This is a genomic window from Streptomyces sp. DG1A-41, assembly GCF_037055355.1.
GTDB lineage: Bacteria > Actinomycetota > Actinomycetes > Streptomycetales > Streptomycetaceae > Streptomyces.
In genome coordinates, this window is the sequence record NZ_CP146350.1 from 3,680,078 (window position 1) to 3,703,413 (window position 23,336).

The following is a 23,336-nucleotide window of genomic DNA, read 5'->3' on the forward strand; positions in this document are numbered from 1 at the left end:
CAGGTCGTAGTACGGAGGTACCCCTAGGGGCAGTCCACCGAAGGGTGGAGACCATCTCAGGGCTCGCTCCACCCGCCGGCCCTCTCAGGCTCCACCCTCCCGCTGCGTCGGGGTCAAGTGGAAGCTGTCCGACGGCAGGTAGCTGCAAGGGGCAGGCAAAGCGACGGCCTCCATGTTGCCGATCGGCGCGGTCGCGCCCTGGCTGATCACCCGTCACCTTCACGAGCCGGTGCGGGAAAGCGGCCCGCACGCGCGTGGACTGGGCCGTGCGCGGCGGCACTGGCGTTCCTGGGACTGCTGTTCCTCGCGCCCCGGAAATTCCCGGGGCCCGACGACTGGCCCTGCGTATCCTCCGGCCCATGCTGAGAATAGAACCGCTCCGGTCCGATCACGCGGACGCGCTGCTGGCCTTCGAGCGGGAGAACCGGGCGTACTTCGCCCGCTCGGTGCCGGACCGCGGGGACGTCTACTTCACGGCAGCGGGGTTCGCCGAACGCCACCGGGCGCTCCTCGCGGAGCAGCACGCGGGCGTGTGCCGCTTCCATGTCGCCCTGGACGAGGAGGGGAGCCTGGTCGGCCGGGTGAACCTGGTCGACTTGGCGGACGGCCGCGCCGAACTCGGCTACCGGGTGGGCGAACAGGCCGCGGGCCGGGGCGTGGCGACGGCGGCCGTCGCTCAGGTGTGCCGCCTGGCCGCCACCGACTACGGGCTGACCTCCCTCACCGCGGTCACGACTCTGGACAACACGGCCTCCATGACCGTCCTGGCCCGCAACGGCTTCACACGCGTCGAGGACACCACCGTGGCCGGCCGCCCCGGAATCCGCTACGTACGTCGGCTCCTCGGACACTGACCAGGTTCGCCAGGGCATCGCACAGTCGGCGAGTTCGAGCACCTTCGTCAACGCGGGTAACACGCGAGGTCAAGCCCCGCTTCCGGGCCGCCCACGTGTCCGTGGAGTACTCCAGACCGCCAGCGCACAGTCCCGGGAGGCGAGCGAGCCGAGGTGCGTGTCCACCGGCGCGAGGACTTTCTCACACCCCCATACGGCCCCTCGAAAAACCACTCATCACACCCAACGAGCAGCACCCGGAAAGGTCACACATTCGATGGGCGAATACTGATTCCCCTCGCGGGAGACCAGCACTCAGCCGCCAGCGGGAGGACCGGGGGCGGCGGAGCCGTACACCACCTCACTCCGCCGCCACCCGCCCCGCCCACGCCGTGAGGATGGTGTGTACGCGGGCGATGTGTGCCCGGGCGTCGTCCCCGCGCTCGGCGTGTTCGCGCACGAGTCGGTCGGTCTCCTGTTCCACGGACTCGGCGTGGCCGTGGGCTTCGGCGAGCAACTCCGCGGCGCGCGCGGCTGCCTCTTCCCGCCGGTGCCCGCTCGCGTCCTCGGCGTCGGCGAAGGCCTGCTTGGCTTCGGACAGCGCACCCTCGGCCCGCGCCACCGCTTCCGCGTAGTGGGCGTCCAGCGCGGCCGCCCGGGCGGCATCCTCCCGGTCCGACTCCGCCCACCGCTCAGCGTGTTCCTTGGCCTGGTCGGCCGGCATCCCGGAGGTGCGCTGGCGCATCTCCCGCAGCGCGGCCAGCGCCTCGTCCCGCTGTTCCTTCGCCTCACGGTCGGCCGCGCCCAGGATCTCGTCGACCTCGGCACGCGCCGCGAGCAGCCGCCGCCGGGCACGTTCGTCGGCGTCGGCGCGTACGGCGTCGGCGTGCGCCTGCGCGGACTCGCGCACGTCGGCCGCGGACGCGCACGCCCCGTCCACGAGTTGCCGCGCCTCCCGCCGCGCCCCCTCTCGCACGGCCGCGGCTTCCTCCTGGCCGAGTTCGAAGAGCCGCCGCGCCCGCTCTCCGAGCGACTCGTAGGTCTGCGGGACCAACCGCGCGACGACCTCCCGCAACCGCTCCAGTTCCGAGTCCATGCGCCGGGCGAGCACCGTCAGCCGGGCGGCCCTCTCCCAGGCCGCGTCGCGGTCCTCGGAGAGGGCCTCGGCGTACTCGTCGACCTGCTCGGGACGGTAACCGCGCCCCCGCACGGCCAGGAAGCCGTGCGGGGACACCGATGCGCTGCTCATGCTGGGGCCCCTCTCCACCACGCCGACGCGCGATCGAGCGCGAAATGGGATGATTTCGCGCACATCTTGGTGGACCGGACGGAAGTGTTCATAACGTGACACTCCGCACAGAGGACGTGGGCCCCCGACCGAGCCGTACGGCCGTCAGCCCCACGTGGTGCCCGCGGGCTCCTTGATGGTCGTGTTGATGCGGTTGACCATGTTGGTGACCGAGACGGTGAGGATCAGCGCGGAGATCTCCTTCTCGCCGAAGTGGTCGGCCACCTCGTCCCACAGCGCCTCCGGAACCGACTCCTGCGACAGATCCGACAGCCGCGTCATCGCCTCCGTCAGCTTCAGCGCGGCCCGCTCGGCGTCCGAGAAGAAGGGCGCGTGCCGCCAAGCAGCGACGGCCCCGATGCGCTCCTCGCTCACGCCGGCCTCGCGGAGGTTGCGGTGTGCCCGTGCACGCAGGCACCGCAGCCGTCGATCTGGCTGGCCCGCAGCCCGACGATCTCCGCCAGGTCCTGCCGGAGCCCGCCCTCCCCGATCGCCTGGAAGAGGGTGCCGATGCCCTTCATCGCACCGGGAAGGACGTATGCCGGGTTGGTCATCCGTGCCTGCATGATCTCTGCCACCGCACTGACGGAACGACGGAGGAAGATGTGACAGCCCAGCATGAAAAAAGCCGGGCCCGGCGGCCTCACGACCGGCCGGACCCGGCTCCTCAGGAGTCAGCGGCGGCGCGTCACAGCAGTCCGTCCCACATCTGCTCCAGCAGCACCGACCACCAGCTCTCCGGCGACCCGAGCGCCGCCGGGTCGAGCGCGGCCAACTGCGCCTGGAAGTCGACGGTCCAACGGCCCGCCTGCTCCTGGGTCAGCCCGAACCGCAACCGCCACATCCGCCCGAGCAGCGCCATGCAGCGCGCGAACTCCATCAGCCCGGTGTTCACGAACTGCGGCGGTACGGGCGCCCCGCCCGGCCCCGCCTCCACCGGCACGGCGACGATGTTCGCCGTGCCGTACTGCACGCAGATCGCCTTGCCGAAGTCACTGCCCATCACCAGGTAGGAACCGGCGTCCGAGGCCGGCTGCACACCGCGCTCGGCCGCCAGCTCCGCCAGCGTCGGAACAGGCCGGCCCGGCTGCGCCTGCGCCCAGAAGAAGGGGCCCATGTCCATCGGCAGGCCCGCCGCCACCAGCGTGTGCGCCACGACCGGCGGCACGCCCTGCCGGGACACGGCGGCCTGCTCGAACCGGAACACCCCCGGCCCGAACGCGGCACCCAGCTCCTGCGCGATGCCCTCCGGCGGGATCGGCGGTGCCGCCTGCACCGGCGGCAACGGCGCCCGCACCGGAGCCGGACGCGCCGGGCCGTCGGCCACCTGGTGCAACTCGCCCTGGTGGGCCAGCAGTTGCCGCATGCCCTGCTGCCGGCTCGCGTGGTCCGTACCGTACGGCGCGATGGACGTGATCCGCGCCTGCGGCCACTGCTCCCGGATCATCCGCGCGCAGTACGCACCCGGCAACTCGCACGACTCCAGCTCGGTGTGCAGCTCCAGCACCTGGTCCGGGGGCACGTTCATGGCCCGCAGCTCGTGGAAGATCTGCCACTCCGGGTGCGGCGTACCCGGCGCCGAACGCCGGATCAGCTGCTGCTCGGAACCGTCCTGCGCGCGGTAGCGCAACACGGCCTGGTAGCCGGGGCCGACCGTCGGCTGCCCGGTGGGCTGCTGCGGATAGCCGTACGCCGGCGGCGGCCCGGGGACGTGCTGACCGGGCGGCGGCATCGCGCCGGGCGGCATCGGCGGCGCACCGGGCACGCCGGGAGCGCCCGGGGCAGCGGGTGGTGCGCCGGGGGCCTGCGGCGGCGGAGGCACGCCGGGGCCGCCCACCGGGGGCGTGGCCAGCACGGTAGCCGCGTGGTGCACGGGACCCGGGCCGCCGGGAGCGCCCGGGGCGCCAGGGGCACCCGGCGCACCAGGCGGGTTCGGGGCACCCGGAGCCTGCGGGGCACCAGGCGCACCAGGCGCGCCCGGAGGCCCGGGAGGCCCCGGAGGCTGTGGCGCACCCGGGCCGCCCGTCCGGCCGGGATCGGCAAGCATCGTGGCGGCATGGTGGACACCACCGGGGGGCGTACCACCGGGGGCGCCGGGCGGGTTCGAAGCGCCCGGAGGCCGCGGCGCACCAGGCGGGTTCGGCGCACCAGGAGGACCCGGCGGCTGCTGGGGAGGCAGCGGCGCACCAGGGCCCTCGTTGCCCTGGCCTCCAGGCCCCCCGGACCCCTCGGGCCCGAGCGCCGACACAAGCTGCGTAGGCACGTAACCTCCCGCCGGAGTACCCGGCGCACCGGGCCCCGACGGCGGAGGCGTACCGCCCGGCCGCGCACCGGGCGTCCCCGGGGCGCCCGGCGGAGGCGGCGGCGTCGGCGCGGTGCCTCGTCCACGGCCCGGCGGCGGGGCCGCCTTGCTGGTCGCGGCGTCGGCGATGTCCCCGGCGTTCGGCGCGAGCGGCCGCTCAGACGCACCCGGCCCGGCCGGCGGCTGCGGCACACCGGCGGGACCGGCAGGACCAGGCGCACTGCCGGGACCGGCAGGCCCGGAAGCCGCCGCACCCCCCGCAGAACCCACAGAACCCGCAGACCCACCGCCGACGCCCTGCGGATACCCGTACGGCTGCCCGCCCGGCGCAGGCGGAGGCGTGCCGCCCTGCGGCACACCACCCGGCGGCGTCCCCGGCACGCCGGGAGCCGGAGCAGCACCCGTCGCCCCCGGCGGATAGCCGTAACCCGGCCCACCAGGCGCAGCCGCACCCGCACCGCCCTGCGCGTTCGGATCGTCGATCGCCGGTGAGACAGCCGTCGGCGGAATCCGGCTGCCGCCCGACATCAGCGCCGTCTTCGCCTCGGGCGTCGTCGGCGGCGGCGAGTCACCATCGGTCTCACTCAGCGGCGGCGCGAAGACAGTCGCGGGCAGCGGCACGGAACGGTCGTCACCGGCATCGCCGTTGGTGTCCGTACCGGCCCAGGGCGTGGCCCCGGCAGCCGCACCCGGCACCCCCGCGCCCGTGCCGGAGTCACTCCCCGAGTCGCTCCCCGCGGCAGCAGGCCAGGAGGCACCGGAAGCGGAATCACCACCCGCAGCACCGGCAGAAGCAGAGCCCGAAGCACCAACCCCCCGCCGATCAGGAATCCCCAGCTTGTCCGCCGCGTCCTGCAACCACTCCGGCGGAGTCAGCAGGAAGGACGTCTGATTCAGGTCCACCCGGGCCGCCGGAGCCGGAGCCGGCTCCTCCGCCGTGTCCGGACGGCCGTACTCCTCCTCGTACCGGCGGATCACCTCACCCACCGGCAACCCGGGCCACAGCGTCGCCTCGCCGCTGTCCCGCGCGATCACCAGCCGCTGCGCGCCGCCGTCGGAACGCGGACCGTCCGCCCGGTCCTCGGCCCACACCACGAACCCCAGGTCGAACTCCCGCACCCGCACCTCACGATGCTGGTACGACGGCACGTCCCCGTTGATCCACTCTTCCGCACGCTCCTGCGCCTGCGCGAAGGTCACCATCGCTGAAGTCACTCCCCCACGGCCGAGGACGACACCGCACCCACCGGCACCACACGCGCGAACCCGCCGTCCACCATCAGGTTCGCCACCGTCTCCAACTCCGGCGGATCACCGGCCAGCCGCGACAGGAAGACATCGAAATCGTCCCCGCACGGCAGCAGCAACCGCTCCACCCGCGCCGCCGGCGGGAGCGAGGGATCCACGTCCCGCGCGTCGTCGTACGCGCAGAACCACACCGAACCGATCCGGTCACCCTTCACCTTCACGGCCAGCAACCCGCCCTGGACGAAGCCGATCCCCAGATAGTCCTTGGTCAGATGGTCACGCAGACACTTGTTGACGTACACCAGGTCGTTGACCGCCGCCTCGTCCCGCACGGTGAAGAACGGCTGGTCGATCAGCAGCCCCAGCTCCGCGTCCAGTGCGGCACCCACCGGCGCACAGCCCCCCGCCGCCTTCAGGAACGACCGGTACGGACCCGGCAGCCGGTAGCCGAGATCCTCCTCGACGCCCTGCACCTGCGACTCCGTCACCGCCACACCCGACTTCGGCAGCCCGAAGTGCGCCGGACGCGTCTCCTGCAACGGCCGCGTGCCCCGCTTTGACTGGTCGACGCCCGACGTCGCCACACCGCCGTGGTGCCGCAGCAACGCCTTCACCTCGACCGGGACCAGCTCCAGCCGCCGCGAGCCCACCGCGTGGTGCCACGTCCAGCCGTGCGGCGTCGCCACCGCCGGCACCGTGTCCCACAACTCGTGCCCGGACGCCGCCAGCGCCATGTTCGCCGACACGTAGTCCGTCAGCCGCAACTCGTCGACGCCGAAACCCTCCGGGGGCTCCGCGATCTCCGCGGCCGCGCGCGCGTAGGGCGAGAAGTCGGGGTAACCACGCTCGTCGACCCGTACCCCTCTCGGGTGACGGGCCGCCCGGACCGGATCCGGGAAATGCACGACCTGCCCGGCGTAGGCCGCGTTCGGCGGCGCGGCTTGCTGCCCGAGCCGACCTGTCGTCATGGCGGTTGCCCCCTGCGGCACTCTGTACGACCCGCAGTGACCCCTCTGGCCCACTACGCCCCGTATCGACTGTCACGTCCGAACCCACGCGTCAACCACGTGGATCGCGGTGCCGACAGCCTATGCGGTACGACGACACCGGTCACCGGCCACCGGTCGGCGACCTCTCCGCTTCCGTGACCAGCCGTCACCCCACTGTCACGGCACACCCCGGACGGGCGTGTCACCGCGCCCCAGCTTCCGCACCTGCCACGGCATTTGGCAGTCTGTGACCCCCGGGGGGATGCACGGAGGGGTATACGATCATGAACGCGACGCAGACGGGACCACACACCGGCAGGTCCGCCGACCCACGAAACGGCGACCCCCGGGGCGGCGCCCCACGAGGCGGCGACCCCCGCATCGGCTGGAGCGCCACCGAAGCCGCTCACACCCCCGTCCTCCACCACCGCCGCGACGGCATCCTCCCCACCGTCGCCGCCGCCCTCTCCGTCCGCGGCACCACCCTCACCGGCACCGCCGCCCGCGGCGACACACCCCCGGCCCTGCACCCCCTCGTCCAGGACTTCCTGGACACCCTCACCAGCGCCCAGCGCGACCGCTACACCGGCCGCTGCGCCGAGACCATCCTCATCTCCCGGCACATCGCCGCCGCGGACGCCGCACGCAGCAAACGCGCCGCACGCAAACCCATGACCAACGGCGAGGCCCGTAAAGCCCTCAAGCAGGCCAAACTCACCGCCCGCCGCATCCGCGAGGACGGCGACCCCCTCCACGGCAGCTTCGCCACCCCCTGCCGCGCCTGCACCGCGCTCAGCGCCCACTTCGGCGTCCGCATAGTCGACCCGGCGTCGCAGAACAGCTGACGCCCCCCAACACACCCGCACGGCCGGACACCCCGGCGCGTGCACCGCACGCCATCCCATGACCTCGACGAGACGAAGGGCAGATGCACACCGACCGCACCTCCACCACCCGCTTCGCCGTACAAGTCGACGCCGCCCTGCGCGCCGCCGGCTGGCAACCCGGACGCTGGGACATCAAACAGGCCGAGATCTGGGCCGACGCCCTGCGCGACCACGTCTCACCCGCCGGCCACCGACACACCGTCTTCCCCGCGGCCGTCGAGGCCTGGGCCGAATTCGGCGGACTCCACATCACCCCCACCGGCCCCGGCCGGCGAGTCGCCCCCGCCGCCCTCCACCTCGACCCGCTGCACGGCCTCCACATGGCCCGCACCCTCGGCGACCTCGGCCGCGCCCTCGGCACCGAGGTCTGCCCCCTCGGCGCCGAAACCGACAGCCAGGCCCTCCTCGCCATCGACACCGAAGGCCGCGTCTACACCCTCGACCACACCGGCGACTGGTACCTCGGCGCCGACATCGACCAGGCCCTGTCCACCCTCATCGCCGGCACCGCACCGACACGCCTCACAGCGGGCTGACGCAACAGGAGAAAGCCGCCGGCCTCCCAGCCGGGGGCTACGACGCCGGAATCACCGCCGACACCCGAAAACCCCCCGCATCCGTCGGCCCGGACACAAACACCCCGCCCAGCGCCGCCACCCGCTCCTTCATCCCCACCAGCCCGTTCCCCCCGGACGGCAACCGCGCCGACGACGCCGCCGCCGCAGGCGGCTCGTTCTCCACCTGCATCGCGATCTCCGACACCCGATGCGCCAACCGCACATACGTCTTCGCCCCGGCCGCGTGCTTGTGGACGTTCGTCAACGCCTCCTGCACCACCCGATACGCCGTCTGCTCCACCTCCGGCGCATACGACCGGACATCCCCCTCCACCGTCAGATCGACCACCATCCCCGCGGCGGCCGACTGCCCCACCAGCTCCTCGATCTCCGCCAGACACGGCCCCTCGTCATCGGCGGCCCGCGAAGCCGCCGCGGCGGCCGCCACCCCCACCGCCGCCAGCGGCACCGACGCGGCACGCTCACGCCGCTCGTCCCCGCCACTGCGCAACACCCCGAGCATCTCCCGCAGCTCGGTCAGCGCCTGCCGCCCCATGTCCCCCACGAGCGCGGCGTTTTTGACCGCCTTCTCAGGATCCTTCCGCGCCACGGCCTGCAGCGCGGCGGCATGCACGACCATCAGACTCACCCGATGCGCGACGACGTCGTGCATCTCCCGGGCGATCCGCGTCCGCTCCTCGTTCCGGGCCCACTCGGCCCGCTCCTCCGCCCGCTCCGCGAGCAGCTGAAGCTCTCGCTCCAGACTGTCCGCACGCTCCCGCAGGCTCTCCATCAGCCGCCGCCGGGCCCCCACGTACAGACCGAGCAGCACCGGGGGCGCCGTGAAGCCGAGCGACATCGTGATGGCGGCGAAGGGCACGAACCAGTCCCCTATGTCCAGATCGCCCCGCACCACGTCCTGCCGCGTCTTCACGAACGTCACGATGAGCGTCGCCACCAGCGACATCCCCGCCAGCGAGCCGATGATCCGCCGGGGCAGCTCGGACGCCGCCAGCGTGTAGAGGCCGACGATGCCCATCAGGAAACCCATCTGGGCGGGCGTGATGGCGATCGAGACCAGCACGACGGCGATCGGCCAGCGCCGCCGCACGAGCAGCACGGCCCCGGCCAACAGACCGAAAACGACCCCCGCGGCCACCGGGACCCCCGCGTCCCTGGCGAACGGAATGCCCTCCGCCGCGCACTCCAGCGCCGACACCACGGCCAGACTCACATCGAACACGGCACTACGCCGTCTCACCCACCACCACGGCCCTCCCCGGGCCGTCACGTGGTCTTCCCCCGTCGCGGTCATGCCTCCAGCCTACGGGCGCCCGCAGCCGGTTTTCCGGCGAGTTTCCCGGACTGGCCTACACCACACTCCGTGACCGTTCGGAAGCGATACCGCCCGATATCCCTCGAACTGCTGAATCGCTCACCGTTCGACACCGGAGCCCTCCATTCCGCCCGGACGGTATGCGCATGACGCATGCCCCTGGCCAATACACCGACTTCGAGGGACTACGGGAGAGGGCGGTGGCGCTGCGACGCACGGGGCTGAGCCGACGCCAGATCCGCGACCGACTGCACGTCGACAACAACGACATCCTCAACCGCCTGCTGGAGGGCGAGCCGCCACCGGAGTGGACGAAGCGCCCGAACGCGAAGGACGACCTCCGCGAGAGGGCCAGGGAGCTCCGGCTCCAGGCCTGGACGTACGACCAGATCCAGGTGGAGCTGGGGTGCTCGAAGAGTTCGATCTCGCTGTGGGTACGTGATCTGCCGAAGCCGGAGCGCAAGCGGACTACCGAAGAGGCGTCAGCGATCGCGAGGCGGGGCTGGGAAGCCACGATGCGCCTACGGGACGAGGAACGGCAGCGCACCAAGGATGCCGCCAAGCAGGCGGTCGGCGCCCTGTCACCGCGCGAGCTGTTCCTGCTGGGCGTCGGCCTGTACTGGGCCGAGGGCGGCAAGGACAAGCCCTACGATCGCCGCGAGAACGTCTGTTTCGTCAACAGCGACCCCGGCATGATCCGGGTCTTCCTGGCCTGGCTTGACTTGCTGGGCGTGGAACGAGACCGCCTGCGCTTCACGGTGATGATCCACGAGTCTGCTGACGTAACAGAGGCCGAGCGGTACTGGGCCGAGTTCGTCGGCGCCGAACGCTCCGCGTTCAACAAGACGACACTGAAGAGGCACACCCCCAAGACGGTTCGCAAGAACACCGGCGACTCTTACCGCGGCTGCCTCGTGATCAAAGTCCTTAAGGGTGCCGAGCTGTACCGTCGCATCGAAGGCTCTTAGTGCGGCATAGTGTTGGGAGCCGCCCAGCCGATCGGCGAGATGTCCGATTAGCCGGGTTTATAGTCCCCTGTGGTGTAATAGGCAACACTATCCACTTTGGATGGATCATTCCAGGTTCGAGTCCTGGCAGGGGAGCACATGCTCGGTTCGGGTCCTGGCTGATGAGATCCGGTCAGGCCCCACACCCACACCCCCCACAAAACCCCCCGGTATCCTGCGGATGTCACCCCACCCCATCCACAGCCGAAGGGCATCCCGTGAGCGCCAACCGCCCGGCAGCCGTCGTCGTTCTCGCAGCGGGTGAGGGCACCCGTATGAAGTCGGCCACACCCAAGGTCCTGCACGAGCTCTGCGGCCGCAGTCTCGTGGGACACGTGCTCGCCGCCGCGGGCGAGCTGCACCCCGAGAACCTGGTCGTCGTGGTCGGCCACGCCCGTGAGAAGGTCACCGCCCACCTGGGCGAGATCGCCCCGGACGTCCGCACCGCCGTGCAGGCGGAGCAGAACGGCACCGGGCACGCCGTACGGATGGGGCTGGAAGAGCTCGGCGGGTCCGTCGACGGGACGGTCGTCGTGGTGTGCGGGGACACTCCCCTGCTGACCGGCGCGACCCTCCGGGCCCTGTCCGCCACGCACGCCGCCGACGGCAACGCGGTCACCGTGCTGACCGCCGAGGTGCCGGACGCGACGGGCTACGGCCGGATCGTGCGGGACGACTCGGGTGCCGTGACGGCGATCGTGGAGCACAAGGACGCCACCGACGCGCAGCGTTCGATCCGTGAGATCAACTCGGGGGTGTTCGCGTTCGACGGGCAGCTGCTCGCGGACGCGCTGAAGAAGGTGCGGACGGACAACAGCCAGGGCGAGGAGTATCTGACGGACGTGCTCGGGATCCTGCGTGAGGCCGGGCACCGGGTCGGCGCCTCCGTGGCCGCGGACCACCGGGAGATCGCCGGCATCAACAACCGCGTGCAGCTCTCCGAGGCCCGTCGCATTCTCAACGACCGGCTGCTCACCGAGGCCATGCTGTCCGGTGTCACGGTCATCGACCCGGCGACCACGTGGGTCGACGTCACCGTCACGTTCGAGCAGGACGCCGTCGTCCACCCGGGCACGCAGCTGCATGGATCGACCCACCTCGGGGAGGGCGCGGAGGTCGGGCCCAACTGCCGGTTGACCGATACCCGCGTGGGGGCCGGTGCGCGTGTGGACAACACCGTTGCCGTGGGTGCGGAGGTGGGACCCGAGGCGACCGTCGGGCCGTACGCGTATCTGCGTCCGGGGACCCGGCTGGGTGCCAAGGGCAAGATCGGGACGTACGTGGAGACGAAGAACGCCTCCATCGGGGAGGGGACGAAGGTGCCTCACCTCTCGTACGTCGGTGACGCGACGATCGGTGAGCACACGAACATCGGCGCCGCGAGCGTGTTCGTGAACTACGACGGTCAGGAGAAGCACCACACGACCATCGGTTCGCATTGCCGTACGGGCTCGGACAACATGTTTGTGGCGCCTGTCACGGTCGGGGACGGCGCGTACACCGCCGCCGGGTCCGTGATCACGAAGGATGTGCCGCCCGGTTCGCTGGCCGTGGCCCGTGGTCAGCAGCGGAATATCGAGGGTTGGGTGGCTCGCAAGCGTCCGGGGAGCGCGGCCGCGAAGGCGGCGGAGGCGGCTTCCCGGGGGGCGGCCGAGGAGGGCTGACCGGAAACCGGTGCCTCGAACACGGCGTACGGTGATAGGTGCATACCCGCACCCCCACCAGCTGAGACGGCCTCTCGCAAGCCGGCTGAGAGGTCTCTCGACACCCAGCTGCGACACCTCTGAGGAGACAGTGCTGTGACCGGGATCAAGACGACCGGCGAGAAGAAGTTGATGTTCTTCTCCGGCCGCGCCCACCCCGAGCTTGCCGAGGAGGTCGCCCAGCAGTTGGGTGTCGGGGTTGTCCCGACGAAGGCCTTCGACTTCGCGAACGGGGAGATCTATGTGCGTTATCAGGAGTCGGCTCGTGGTGCCGACTGCTTCCTGATCCAGAGCCACACGGCTCCGATCAACAAGTGGATCATGGAGCAGTTGATCATGATCGATGCGCTGAAGCGCGCGTCGGCCCGCTCCATCACCGTCATCGTGCCGTTCTACGGTTACGCGCGACAGGACAAGAAGCACCGGGGACGTGAACCGATTTCGGCGCGTCTGATCGCGGACATGATGAAGACCGCGGGCGCGGACCGGCTGCTGACCGTGGATCTGCACACGGACCAGATCCAGGGCTTCTTCGATGGTCCGGTGGATCATCTGTTCGCGTTGCCGCTGCTGGCGGACTACGTGGGCCGGAAGGTGGACCGGGAGAAGCTGACGGTCGTGTCTCCGGACGCCGGCCGGGTGCGGGTCGCCGACCGCTGGTGCGACCGGCTGGGTGCGCCGCTGGCGATCGTGCACAAGCGCCGGGACAAGGATGTCGCGAACCAGGTCACCGTCCACGAGGTCGTGGGTGAGGTGAAGGGGCGCGTGTGTGTGCTGGTGGACGACATGATCGACACGGGTGGGACGATCTGTGCCGCGGCGGACGCGTTGTTCGCGCATGGCGCGGAGGACGTGATCGTGACGGCGACGCACGGTGTGCTGTCGGGTCCGGCGGCGGACCGGTTGAAGAATTCGCGGGTGAGTGAGTTCGTGTTCACGAACACGCTGCCGACGCCGAGTGAGCTGGGCCGGGATCTGGACAAGCTGACAGTGCTGTCGATCGCGCCGACGGTCGCCAACGCGGTGCGTGAGGTGTTCGAGGACGGTTCGGTGACGAGCCTGTTCGACGAGCAGTAGGAGCCCTGGGGCGGGCTTTTGTAGATCGTTTTGGGTGCGGCCTCCCTGGCCGAGTAGACTGCTGAAGTTGCTCGGCGAGGGAGGCCGTACCGCTTCTTCAGGAAGCCTGTACGGCGGTCCGTTATCGACGCGCTCTTCGTAGCAGGCCGTTCGTGGCCGGGTGACCACGTCCGTTTCTGACTTCGAGGAGTGAGTATGTCCGAGGTGAAGATCTCCGCCGCGACGCGCACCGAGTTCGGCAAGGGTGCCGCGCGCCGTATCCGTCGTGACTCCCAGGTTCCGGGTGTCCTGTACGGGCACGGTGCCGACCCGCTGCACCTGACCCTGCCGGGTCACGACCTGCTGATGGCGCTGCGTACGCCGAACGTGCTGATCGCGCTGGACATCGACGGCAAGAAGACCGAGCTGGCGATTCCGAAGGCCGTGCAGCGTGACCCGCTGAAGGGCTTCCTGGAGCACGTGGACCTGCTGCTGGTGCAGCGTGGCGAGCAGGTCAACGTCGACATCTACGTGCACACCGAGGGTGAGCTGGCCCCGGGCGGCAACCTGCTGGAGCACGTGCTGAACGCGCTGCCGGTCCAGGCCGAGGCCACCCACATCCCGGAGTCCGTGACGGTTTCCATCGAGGGTCTGTCGGCGGGTGACTCGATCCTGGCGAAGGACATTCCGCTGCCGAAGGGCACGACGCTGGCCGTCGAGGAGGACACCGTCGTCCTTCAGGTTCTGGCCGCGCAGGCCGAGGAGGCCCCGGAGGGCGAGGAGACCGAGGGCGGAGAGGCCGCCGAGGCCTGATCCTCTTCGTCGTCGTTTCGTCGGCCGCTGTTCCCGTGCGGAGCAGCGGCCGACGCGTATGAAGGAGACATGGACGTGACGACCGATGCCGCCGCTCCCTGGCTGATCGTGGGGCTGGGTAATCCGGGGCCGGAGTATGCGGGGAACCGGCACAACGTGGGTTTCATGGTGGCCGATCTGCTGGCGGAGCGGGTCGGGGGGAGGTTCAAGCGGGCCGGGAAGGCGCAGGCGCAGGTTGTCGAGGGCCGGATCGGGCCGCCGGGGCCGATGAGCCGGCGGGTGGTGCTGGCGAAGCCGATGTCGTACATGAATCTGTCGGGCGGGCCGGTGAACGCGCTGCGGGAGTTCTACAAGGTGCCGGTGGGCCATGTGGTGGCGATTCATGACGAGTTGGACATCGATTACGGTGCGCTGCGGTTGAAGCTGGGTGGCGGGGACAACGGGCACAACGGGCTGAAGTCGATGACGAAGGCGTTCGGGCCGGATTATCACCGGGTGCGGTTCGGGATCGGGCGGCCGCCGGGGCGGATGCCGGTGGCGGATTTCGTGCTGAGGGACTTTTCGTCGGCGGAGCGCAAGGAGTTGGACTACTTCGTGGACCGGGCGGCGGACGCGGTGGAGTGTCTGGTGATCGAGGGGCTGGAGCGGGCGCAGAGTACGTACAACTCCTGATTTGTCACCCTCGGGAGTTGACCGGCCGTGCGGATATGGCCAATGATCCCGGCCATGCCTGCCTCTGCCGCCGCCCCTCGCCCGAGCGTTCATGCCGTGCTGCGGTTCGGGCGGTTCGCTGCGATGGGTGTGGTCGCCGTGCTGATTCTGATCGCGGGTGTGTGGGCGTCGTGGGGTACGGCGCAGCACGTGATGCTGACGAAGGGCCGGGAGCGCGGGACGGTCGAGGTGACGCGGTGCGGGCAGGACACGTGCACGGGCCGGTACTCGCCGTTGTCCGAGGGTTGGCAGCCCCGGTCGAAGGTGGTCCTGGAGAAGTCGGTCGCGGTGCAGAAGGGCCGGACCTACACGGTGGTCGTGAAGCCGGGCAGCGATGACGCGGTGCGTTCGGGGCCGGCCGGGGTTCTGTACGCGTGGATTCCGCTGGGCGGTGCGCTGTTGCTGGCGTCGGTGGTGGTGGCGGGCGGTCTGCTGCGTACGCGGGCGGCGTGGGTGATGGCGTTGTCGGGGGTGGCGTTGCTGACGGCCGCTTTCGTGACCGTCTGAGGGGTTCGGGCGTTCTCTGCTTCTGTGGAGGGGACGAGCGTTGTGTGTTCGTGATTGACGGGCCCTCGGGCGAGGCTGGAAGCTGAGCCGCCCCCTCCACATCTTCCCGGTCACTTCTCGAAGATGGACTACTCCTCGATGCGAACCTTCATGCGCGCTGGCGCGGTCTGTGCCGCCGCTTCCGCGGTCCTTCTGCTCGCTCCGGCCGCCCAGGCCAGCCCTCCCGGTGACAACGGCACGGTCAAGATCCATGATGCTTCGACGGGTGAGGAGCTGCGCCGCAACGAGCCGCACGTGTGCACGTTCTACCTGGACGCTTTCGGTTTCGACGGTGGCCAGGAGGTCGACTGGCACATCGACGCGATCCCCCCGAGCGAGAACAAGGGGGAGACGGTGAAGTCCGGCGCGCTGACGCTGGACGCGGAGGGCCACGGCCGTACGGAGGATCTGTCGCTGCCGGACGGGCACTACAAGCTGTTCTGGAACTTCGACGGCGAGAAGGGTGCGGCCAAGCACAAGGTGTTCTGGACGGACTGCGAGGACGGGCGGGAGCCCGGCGGTTCGACGCCGTCGGGGGCGGCTTCTCCGTCGCCTTCGTCCGGGGCGTCCGAGGCGCCGTCGGCGGAGCCGGGGACGTCGGGGTCGCCGAGTTCGCCGGCCGGTGAGGGTGGGCCCGCGTCCTCGTCGCCGTCGCCGCAGGGCGGTGCCGGCGGTGACCTCGCCGAGACGGGCAACGGGGCCCCGGTGGGCCTGTTGTCCGGTGTGGCGGCGGTGCTGGTCGCGGGCGGTGGGTTCCTGGTGTCGCGTCGCCGGAGGCTCGACCGCGGCTGACGCGGAACGCGCCGTGCCCCCGGGCCCGTACGGGTTCGGGGGCACGGTCGTGTCCGGGGAGCGGCTCAGCCGGTGTTGCGCAGGCCCGCTGCCACGCCGTTGACGGTGAGGAGCAGGGCGCGGGCGAGGAGCGGGTCGGGCTGTTCGCCGGCGGCGGCCGCGTCGCGCTGTCGCTTGAGCAGGGCGACCTGAAGGTAGGAGATGGGGTCGAGGTAGGCGTCGCGGATGGAGAAGGTCTGCTTCAGGACGGGTTCGGCGTCGAGGAGTTCCTGTTCGCCGGTGACGCGCAGTACCTCGGCGACGGTGAGTTCGTGCTCGGCCTTGATGGTGTCGAAGACGTGCTTGAGCTCGTCGGGGACGAGGGTGTCGACGTAGTGCTGGGCGATCCGCAGGTCGGTCTTGGCCAGGGTCATCTCGACGTTGGAGATGAAGTTGCGGAAGAAGTGCCACTGCTGGTGCATCTCGTCGAGGACGGTGTCGAGGCCGGCCTCGCGCAGGGCCTTGAGGCCGGAGCCGACGCCGAACCAGCCGGGCACGATCTGCCGGGACTGGGTCCAGCCGAACACCCACGGGATGGCGCGCAGTCCGTCCAGGCCGGCTCCGGAGTCGGGGCGGCGGGAGGGCCGGGAGCCGAGGTGGAGGTCGGCGAGCTGGTCGACGGGGGTGGAGGCGAAGAAGTACGCGGGGAGGTCGGGGTCCTCGACGAGGCGGCGGTAGGCGGCGTGGGCGGCGTCGGAGACGACGTCCATGGCGGCGTCCCAGCGGGCGAGGGCCTCGACGGACTGGCGGGGTGCGGTGTGCAGGGCGGAGGCCTGCAACGTCGCGGCCACCGTCAGTTCCAGGTTCTCGCGGGCGAGGGCCGGGATGAGGTACTTGTCGGAGATGACCTCGCCCTGCTCGGTCACCTTGATCTCGCCCTCCAGGGTGCCCCAGGGCTGGGCGAGGATGGCGTCGTGGGTGGGGCCGCCGCCGCGGCCGACGGTGCCGCCGCGGCCGTGGAAGAGCCGCAGGCGGACGCCGTAGCGGTGGGCGACGTCGCGCAGGCGGCGCTGGGCGCGGTGGATCTCCCACTGGCTGGTGGTGATGCCGCCGAACTTGGAGGAGTCGGAGTAGCCGAGCATGACCTCCTGGACGTCGCCCCGGAGCGCGACGAGGCGCCGGTAGGACGGGTCGGAGAGCATGTCCTCGAGGATGGTGTCGGCGGCCTTGAGCTCGTCGGTGGTCTCCAGCAGCGGCACGATGCCGATCTTGGCCCAGCCGGCGTGCAGGTCGATCAGGCCGGCCTCGCGGGCGAGGACGGCGGCGGCGAAGACGTCGTCGGCGCCCTGGCACATGGAGATGATGTACGACTCGATGACCTCGGGTCCGAAGATCTCCAGGGCCCGCTTGACGGTCTGGAAGACGCCGAGGGTCTTCTCGCCGGGCGCGTCCACGGGCGCGGGGGTGGGTGCGAGGGGGCGGCGGGAGCGCAGTTCCTTGGCGAGCAGCTTGGTGCGGTAGTCGCGGGGCATGTCCGCGTACCGCCAGGATTCCTCGCCGAGCCGGTCGAACAGCTGACCGAGGGCGTGGTGGTGGGCGTCGGCGTGTTCGCGTACGTCCATGGTGGCGAGCTGGAGGCCGAAGGCGGCCAGGGTGCGGATGGTGCGGGCGAGGCGCCCGTCGGCGAAGAGGCCGCCGCGGTGCTCGCGCAGGGACCTCTGGATGATCCGCAGGTCGCTGATCAGCTCGCTGGTGCCGAGGTAGTCGCGGCCCGGCACGTGCGAGGTGCCCTTGGCGAGGCGCTGCTTGGTGTTCTCCAGCTTCTGCCGGATGCAGGTGGCCTTGAGCCGGTAGGGCTCCTCGGCGTTGAGGCGCTTGTAGCGGGGGCTGATCTCGGGGAGGTTCTCCAGGTCGGCCTGGAGGGAGGTCAGCAGTTCCTCGGTGGCGCCGGCGTAGCGGATGGAGTTGGACAGGAAGCCGCGGAGTTCGTCGATCGTCTCCAGGGCGTCGTTGATGCCGTGCTCGTGCTGGAGGATGAGGACGTCCCAGGTGACCTGGGGGGTGACGTTCGGGTTTCCGTCGCGGTCGCCGCCGATCCAGGTGCCGAAGGTGAGGGGGCGGGTGTCGTCGGGGAGCTTGACGCCGGCCCGCTCCAGCTCGGCAGTGAGGTCCTCCAGGACGTCGCCGACGGCGCCCGCGTGCAGTTCGTCCAGGTAGTAGATGGCGTTGCGGGCCTCGTCGGCGGGCTCGGGGCGGACGACGCGCAGTTCGTCGGTCTGCCAGACGAGGTCGATGTTCTCGGCCAGCCGGATGTCGAGGCGGCGGCGGTCGGACTCGATGACCGGGGTCTCCAGGAGCGCGGCGATGCGCCGGAGCTTGTTCAGGACCGACCGGCGCGCGGCCTCGGTGGGGTGTGCGGTGAACACGGGGCGGACGTTGAGGTTGCGGACCGTCTGGCGCAGGTGCTCGGGGTCGGCGTCCTTGAGCCGGTCGGCCGTACGGGCGAGCAGTCCGCCCTCGGCGGCGCGCCGGGCGCGCAGTTCGCGGCCGCGGTGGACCTGCTCGGTGACGTTGGCCAGGTGGAAGTAGGTGGAGAAGGCGCGGACCAGCTTGGCCGCGGTCTGGAGTTCGGTGCCGCGCAGCAGCTCGGCGGCGGCCTCGCCGTCCTCACGGGTGAGGCGGCGGACCTTCTCGACGAGCTCCAGGAGCTCAGGACCCTCCTGCCGGACGAGGGTCTCTCCGAGGAGGTCACCCAGTCGGCGGATGTCGGCACGCAGCTCACTGCTCGTCGTCGTGGTCTGGTCGTCGGCACTGCTCACAGGTGCGGCTCCTTGCAGTGTTGAAGCTCGTCTGGGAGGGGTACCCGGACGGCGTCTCGCGCGGCGGGCGCCGCTTACGGGCCGGACGTCCGGGAAGAAATCAGAGCGGACCGCGCTGTCCGACCGACTCCAGGATAGGTGTCGGCCGGGACGCGCAGGCTCTTGGGCTCTTGCCGCCGGGCGACGCGCTGCCATACTTACGAAGCCGTAGGTTACGGAACCGTAGGAAGCACTGCGGAGTTCCCGTGCTCCGGCACCCTCCTCTCCATCCACATACCCCCCAGGGGACGCGTATGACCAGTAGTTCCGACGTGATCGAGAACGCCCCGAAGGCGTCCGGTCAGGCCACCGATCAAGCCCCCGCCGCCACGCTGGGCGGCGAGCAGAAGCGGTCCATCGAGCAGATCGCCCTCCTCCTCTTCATCACCGTCCCGTTCCTCGCGCTGCTGGCGGCCGTGCCGCTGGCTTGGGGCTGGGGCGTGAGCTGGCTGGACCTCGGTCTGCTGGTGTTCTTCTACTTCCTGGGGTGCCACGGCATCACGATCGGTTTCCACCGTCACTTCACCCACGGTTCCTTCAAGGCCAAGCGGCCGCTGAAGATCGCGCTGGCAGTCGCCGGCTCCATGGCGGTCGAGGGTCCGCTGGTCCGCTGGGTGGCCGATCACCGCAAGCACCACAAGTTCTCCGACGCGGAGGGCGACCCGCACTCGCCGTGGCGGTTCGGCGAGACGCTCCCGGCCCTGATGAAGGGGTTGTGGTGGGCACACATCGGATGGATGTTCGACGAGGAGCAGACTTCGCAGGAGAAGTACGCCCCGGACCTGATCAAGGACAAGACGCTCCGCGCGATCTCCCGCCAGTTCGTCCTGTGGACGGTGGTGTCCCTGGCCCTCCCGGCGCTGATCGGCGGGCTGGTCACGATGTCCTGGTGGGGCGCGTTCACGGCGTTCTTCTGGGGATCGCTCGTCCGGGTGGCCCTGCTGCACCACGTGACGTGGTCGATCAACTCGATCTGCCACGCGGTGGGCAAGCGCCCCTTCAAGTCGCGCGACCGCTCGGGCAACGTGTGGTGGCTGGCGATCCTGTCCTGCGGCGAGTCCTGGCACAACCTGCACCACGCCGACCCCACCTCCGCGCGGCACGGTGTGATGCGCGGCCAGCTGGACTCCTCCGCCCGGCTGATCCGTTGGTTCGAGATGCTCGGCTGGGCGTACGACGTGCGCTGGCCGTCACGCTCGCGTATCGATTCGCGCCGTAACACCGGGGAAGGCGGCTCCCCGCGCGGGAAGGAGCCCGTCAAGGCGGCATGATGGTCGCTGTGGCGACCGACTCGAGCAGCACCCCCAGCAATGACAAGCCGCGGCGAGTGCGTCGCACGCGGATGACCGGTGCCGAGCGCCGCCAGCAGCTGCTGGAGATCGGTCGCACGCTCTTCGCCGCGAAGGGTTTCGAGGGCACGTCGGTGGAGGAGATCGCGGCGAAGGCCGGGGTCTCCAAGCCGGTGGTGTACGAGCACTTCGGCGGCAAGGAAGGGCTGTACGCGGTCGTCGTGGACCGCGAGATGCGCCGCCTGCTGGACATGGTGACCAGCTCCCTCACGGCCGGTCACCCCCGCGAACTGTGCGAGCAGGCCGCCTTCGCCCTGCTGGACTACATCGAGGAGTACACGGACGGTTTCCGCATCCTGGTCCGTGACTCCCCCATCCCCCAGTCCACGGGTTCCTTCGCCTCGCTCATCTCGGACATCGCCACCCAGGTGGAGGACATCCTGGGCCGCGAGTTCAAGAGCCGCGGCTTTGACCCCAAGCTGGCGCCGCTGTACGCCCAGGCCCTGGTCGGCATGGTCGCCCTGACCGGCCAGTGGTGGCTGGACGTCCGCAAGCCGAAGAAGGCCGAGGTGGCCGCGCACCTGGTGAACCTGGCGTGGCACGGGCTGGACGGGCTGGAGGCGAAGCCGCACCTGATAGGGCGCCGCAAGGCCTAGTCACCCTTCCTTCCGGGCCACGGCGAACAGGCGCCGGAACGGGAAGGGCGTGCCGTGCGGCCCCGCCGGATAGGCCTCGCGCAGGGCCGTCCGGTACTCGGCGAGGAAGCCGTCCCGCGCCTCGGGGTCATCGGCGAGGGCGGTCAGCACGGGCCGCAGGCCGGTCCCCTGCACCCAGTCGAGCACCGGGTCCTCGCCCTGGAGCAGATGGACGTACGTCGTCTCCCACACGTCGGCGGCGCAGCCGAGCGAGGTGAGCCGCTCCAGGTAGGCCTCGGGGGTCAGGACGGCGTCGGCGTGGCGGAGGGTGCCGGCGAGGCCGTACCGGCGTGCGAGGTCGCGCATCAGCCGGTGGCTGGGGGCGTCGAAGTTCCCGGGCACCTGGAAGGCGAAGGTGCCGGACGGCTTCAGTGCGGCCACCCAGTCGGCGAACCGGTCGCAATGCCCCGGCACCCACTGGAGCGCGGCGTTGCTGACGATCAGGTCGCAGCGCTCGCTCGGCGTCCACGTACGGACGTCGGCGTGGGCGAAGTCGAGACCACCGCCGCCCGGGGTGGGCCCCTCGTGATCGGCATGGGCCTTGTCGAGCATCTCGGGCGAGTTGTCGTAACCGGTGATCCGGGCGGTGGGCCAGCGGGCGGCGAGCAGGGCGGTGACGTTGCCCGGGCCGCAGCCGAGGTCGGCGATGCGGGGAGGGTCGCCCGGGAGGTCGGGGACGCGGGCGAGGAGGTCGGTGAAGGGGCGGGCGCGGTGGCCGGCGTGGCGGAGGTACTGGGCGGGGTCCCAGGCGGCGGCTCCGGGCATGGATCCTCCTGGTGTCCTGGTGTCCCTGGCGGCGTCCTGGTGGTTCCCTGGTGGTGACTGGCAACGATCGCGCACCCAGCGTGACACCGCACTTATCTCCACGTCAAGAAAATGGACATCAAGAGACTCTACGTCGACACAACCACTACACTGATCGACATGGAGGACGAGGTCGACCGGCTGGTCGCAGCATGGCGGCGGGAGCGCCCGGACCTCGACGTCGAACCGCTCGAGGTGCTCAGCCGCGTGAGCAGACTGGCCCGGCATCTGGACCGGGCACGTCGGCTGGCCTTCTCGGAGCACGGCCTGGAGCCGTGGGAGTTCGACGTCCTGACGGCGCTGCGCCGCGCGGGCACGCCGTACCAGCTCTCGCCGGGACAGCTCCTCACCCAGACCCTGGTCACGTCGGGCACGATGACGAACCGCATCGACCGCCTGGCGAAGAAGGGCCTGGTGGAACGCCTCCCCGATCCCAGCGACCGCCGAGGCGTCCTGGTCCGGCTGACGGACGAGGGCAGGGACCGCGCGGACCAGGCCCTGGCGGGTCTGCTGGACCAGGAGCGCGCGATCCTCGCGGAGCTCACCCGAGCCCAGCGCGGCGAACTGGCCGGGCTGCTACGCCAGCTGACCGCCCCGTTCGACAACATCCCCGGCTAGGTCGGCGGGCCCCACTCCGGCACGCCGGGCCAGGGCCACGGCGGCGAGCGTGGAATGCACTCCCAGCTTGCCCAGCACGTTCTGCATGTGCGTACGCACCGTGTGCGGCGACAGATAGAGGCGCTCGGCGACGGCCTTGCGCCCCAGCCCAGCCACCATGCACCGCAGCACTTCCCGCTCACGCGGAGTGAGGGACTCCACGAGCCGCTCGCTCTCGGTGCGGTGCTTGCGGGCCGCGGTCAGCTCGCGCAGGACTCCGGTCAGCAGGGCGGGCGGCAGATGCGTCTCCTCCCGCAGCACGCCCCGGATGACGGTGAGCAGCCGGGACAGCGAGCAGTCCTTGGCGACCCACCCGGAGGCCCCGGCCTGGAGGGCCAGCGCGGCCCGGCGCGGGTCGTCCTTCTCGGCGAGCACGACGATCCGTACGTTCGGCTGCGCGGAGCGCACCCCCGTGACGAGGGAGATCCCGTCGACGAGCCCGTCCTCGTTGCCCTCCTGCACGGGTACGGCCGGGCGGGCGCCCGGCACCTTGCCACCCAGGTCGGCGTCGACGAGCAGCACGTCGAACCGCCGCCCCTCGGCGACCGCCCGCTCCAGACAGCGCAGCGCGGCAGGGCCGCTGCCGGCCGCGGAGACGTCGACATCGGGCTCGGCGGCCAAGGCCGCCGCGAGTGACTCGGCGAAGATGCGATGGTCGTCGACGACCAGGACTCGGATGCGAACCACGTAACCCCCTTCCCCAGGCTCCCGAAGAGCAGGGGATACCCCATCGTCGGAAGACGACACCGCGCGGGTACGACACCGGGGTGCCCGGGTCTGCTGCGTCTGTCCGTCCGTCCTCGCAGCAGCCTGGCCGGGTCGCCGCAGCCGCACGGCCGCCGCCGTGCAGAAACCGCTACCCCCACCCCGGGCGTCGTACCCGGCTGTCTCGCCCCCTGATCGGCACCGGCCCCCACCGGTGCTGTTCATCAGAGTACGGCCGGGGGCCCGGAGCGGAAGGTTATTTGCAGAACTGACTGTCCTGC

The 23,336-nt window shown here is 70.9% G+C and carries 20 protein-coding genes, 1 tRNA gene and 1 pseudogene; 14 read left to right on the top strand and 8 right to left on the bottom strand.

The window, feature by feature from the left end:
* Positions 1 to 359 precede the first annotated feature (359 nt).
* Positions 360 to 854: a GNAT family N-acetyltransferase gene (locus tag V8690_RS16905; protein ID WP_338779749.1), complete on the top strand. Its 495-nt coding sequence runs from the start codon at positions 360 to 362 to the stop codon at positions 852 to 854.
* 340 nt (positions 855 to 1,194) lie between these two features.
* Here the strand turns inward: V8690_RS16905 and V8690_RS16910 are convergent, their stop codons facing one another.
* The 4 genes and pseudogenes from V8690_RS16910 to V8690_RS16925 all read right to left on the bottom strand — a co-directional run bounded on the left by V8690_RS16910 (position 1,195) and on the right by V8690_RS16925 (position 6,639).
* Positions 1,195 to 2,082 carry a cellulose-binding protein gene (locus V8690_RS16910; protein WP_338779750.1) on the bottom strand — a complete coding sequence of 296 codons (888 nt, stop codon included), beginning with the start codon at positions 2,080 to 2,082 and terminating at the stop codon, positions 1,195 to 1,197.
* A 144-nt stretch (positions 2,083 to 2,226) separates the two neighbouring features.
* Positions 2,227 to 2,687: pseudogene (locus V8690_RS16915) on the bottom strand (carboxymuconolactone decarboxylase family protein).
* 122 nt (positions 2,688 to 2,809) lie between these two features.
* Positions 2,810 to 5,626: an SUKH-4 family immunity protein gene (locus tag V8690_RS16920; RefSeq protein ID WP_338779751.1), complete on the bottom strand. Its 2,817-nt coding sequence runs from the start codon at positions 5,624 to 5,626 to the stop codon at positions 2,810 to 2,812.
* A gap of 8 nt (positions 5,627 to 5,634) precedes the next feature.
* The gene (locus tag V8690_RS16925; RefSeq protein WP_338779753.1) at positions 5,635 to 6,639 is read right to left on the bottom strand and encodes an SMI1/KNR4 family protein; all 1,005 of its coding nucleotides are present in this window, start codon (positions 6,637 to 6,639) and stop codon (positions 5,635 to 5,637) included.
* A gap of 305 nt (positions 6,640 to 6,944) precedes the next feature.
* Here V8690_RS16925 and V8690_RS16930 point away from each other — a divergent pair, with 305 nt between their 5' ends.
* Positions 6,945 to 7,505 (top strand): YwqJ-related putative deaminase, encoded by a 561-nt coding sequence (locus V8690_RS16930; RefSeq protein WP_338779755.1) that lies wholly within the window; start codon positions 6,945 to 6,947, stop codon positions 7,503 to 7,505.
* Positions 7,506 to 7,588: 83 nt separating this feature from the next.
* Positions 7,589 to 8,083, top strand: a complete 495-nt coding sequence (locus V8690_RS16935; RefSeq protein ID WP_338779757.1) for an SUKH-3 domain-containing protein — start codon at positions 7,589 to 7,591, stop codon at positions 8,081 to 8,083.
* 37 nt (positions 8,084 to 8,120) lie between these two features.
* Here the strand turns inward: V8690_RS16935 and V8690_RS16940 are convergent, their stop codons facing one another.
* Positions 8,121 to 9,419, bottom strand: a complete 1,299-nt coding sequence (locus V8690_RS16940; RefSeq protein ID WP_338779759.1) for a histidine kinase — start codon at positions 9,417 to 9,419, stop codon at positions 8,121 to 8,123.
* 167 nt (positions 9,420 to 9,586) lie between these two features.
* Here V8690_RS16940 and V8690_RS16945 point away from each other — a divergent pair, with 167 nt between their 5' ends.
* The 8 genes from V8690_RS16945 (at position 9,587) to V8690_RS16980 (ending at position 16,068) form a co-directional block, all read left to right on the top strand.
* Positions 9,587 to 10,408 (top strand): hypothetical protein, encoded by an 822-nt coding sequence (locus V8690_RS16945; protein ID WP_338779761.1) that lies wholly within the window; start codon positions 9,587 to 9,589, stop codon positions 10,406 to 10,408.
* A gap of 63 nt (positions 10,409 to 10,471) precedes the next feature.
* Positions 10,472 to 10,543 (top strand) — tRNA-Gln (locus tag V8690_RS16950).
* Positions 10,544 to 10,665: 122 nt separating this feature from the next.
* Positions 10,666 to 12,111 (top strand): bifunctional UDP-N-acetylglucosamine diphosphorylase/glucosamine-1-phosphate N-acetyltransferase GlmU, encoded by a 1,446-nt coding sequence (gene glmU, locus V8690_RS16955; RefSeq protein ID WP_338779763.1) that lies wholly within the window; start codon positions 10,666 to 10,668, stop codon positions 12,109 to 12,111.
* A gap of 135 nt (positions 12,112 to 12,246) precedes the next feature.
* A complete protein-coding gene (locus tag V8690_RS16960) occupies positions 12,247 to 13,227 on the top strand; it encodes a ribose-phosphate diphosphokinase (RefSeq protein WP_338779765.1) in 981 nt (326 codons plus the stop codon).
* A 195-nt stretch (positions 13,228 to 13,422) separates the two neighbouring features.
* On the top strand, positions 13,423 to 14,019 hold the full coding sequence (locus tag V8690_RS16965) for a 50S ribosomal protein L25/general stress protein Ctc (RefSeq protein WP_338779767.1): 597 nt from the start codon (positions 13,423 to 13,425) through the stop codon (positions 14,017 to 14,019).
* 69 nt (positions 14,020 to 14,088) lie between these two features.
* The gene (pth, locus tag V8690_RS16970) at positions 14,089 to 14,691 is read left to right on the top strand and encodes an aminoacyl-tRNA hydrolase (protein WP_338779769.1); all 603 of its coding nucleotides are present in this window, start codon (positions 14,089 to 14,091) and stop codon (positions 14,689 to 14,691) included.
* Positions 14,692 to 14,745: 54 nt separating this feature from the next.
* On the top strand, positions 14,746 to 15,237 hold the full coding sequence (locus tag V8690_RS16975; protein WP_338779771.1) for a hypothetical protein: 492 nt from the start codon (positions 14,746 to 14,748) through the stop codon (positions 15,235 to 15,237).
* Positions 15,238 to 15,375: 138 nt separating this feature from the next.
* Positions 15,376 to 16,068, top strand: a complete 693-nt coding sequence (locus V8690_RS16980) for an LPXTG cell wall anchor domain-containing protein (RefSeq protein WP_338779772.1) — start codon at positions 15,376 to 15,378, stop codon at positions 16,066 to 16,068.
* A gap of 65 nt (positions 16,069 to 16,133) precedes the next feature.
* Here V8690_RS16980 and ppc read toward each other — a convergent pair whose 3' ends face one another.
* Positions 16,134 to 18,866: a phosphoenolpyruvate carboxylase gene (gene ppc / locus V8690_RS16985; RefSeq protein WP_338779774.1), complete on the bottom strand. Its 2,733-nt coding sequence runs from the start codon at positions 18,864 to 18,866 to the stop codon at positions 16,134 to 16,136.
* A gap of 293 nt (positions 18,867 to 19,159) precedes the next feature.
* On the opposite strand from ppc, the gene V8690_RS16990 reads away from it, so the two are divergent.
* Both V8690_RS16990 and V8690_RS16995 read left to right on the top strand, forming a co-directional pair.
* Positions 19,160 to 20,176, top strand: coding sequence for a fatty acid desaturase (locus V8690_RS16990; RefSeq protein ID WP_338779777.1), 1,017 nt, complete (start codon positions 19,160 to 19,162; stop codon positions 20,174 to 20,176).
* Entirely contained in the window at positions 20,173 to 20,850 is a 678-nt protein-coding gene (locus V8690_RS16995; RefSeq protein WP_037668217.1) for a TetR/AcrR family transcriptional regulator, read from the top strand. Before V8690_RS16990 ends, V8690_RS16995 begins: the two co-directional genes overlap by 4 nt.
* Here V8690_RS16995 and V8690_RS17000 read toward each other — a convergent pair whose 3' ends face one another.
* Positions 20,851 to 21,654 (bottom strand): trans-aconitate 2-methyltransferase, encoded by an 804-nt coding sequence (locus V8690_RS17000; RefSeq protein ID WP_338779786.1) that lies wholly within the window; start codon positions 21,652 to 21,654, stop codon positions 20,851 to 20,853. It abuts the gene before it with no gap.
* 159 nt (positions 21,655 to 21,813) lie between these two features.
* Here V8690_RS17000 and tamR point away from each other — a divergent pair, with 159 nt between their 5' ends.
* A complete protein-coding gene (tamR, locus tag V8690_RS17005; RefSeq protein ID WP_059416014.1) occupies positions 21,814 to 22,311 on the top strand; it encodes a MarR family transcriptional regulator TamR in 498 nt (165 codons plus the stop codon).
* Here tamR and V8690_RS17010 read toward each other — a convergent pair.
* Positions 22,270 to 23,037, bottom strand: a complete 768-nt coding sequence (locus V8690_RS17010; RefSeq protein WP_338779788.1) for a response regulator transcription factor — start codon at positions 23,035 to 23,037, stop codon at positions 22,270 to 22,272. The genes tamR and V8690_RS17010 overlap by 42 nt on opposite strands.
* Positions 23,038 to 23,336: the final 299 nt, after the last annotated feature.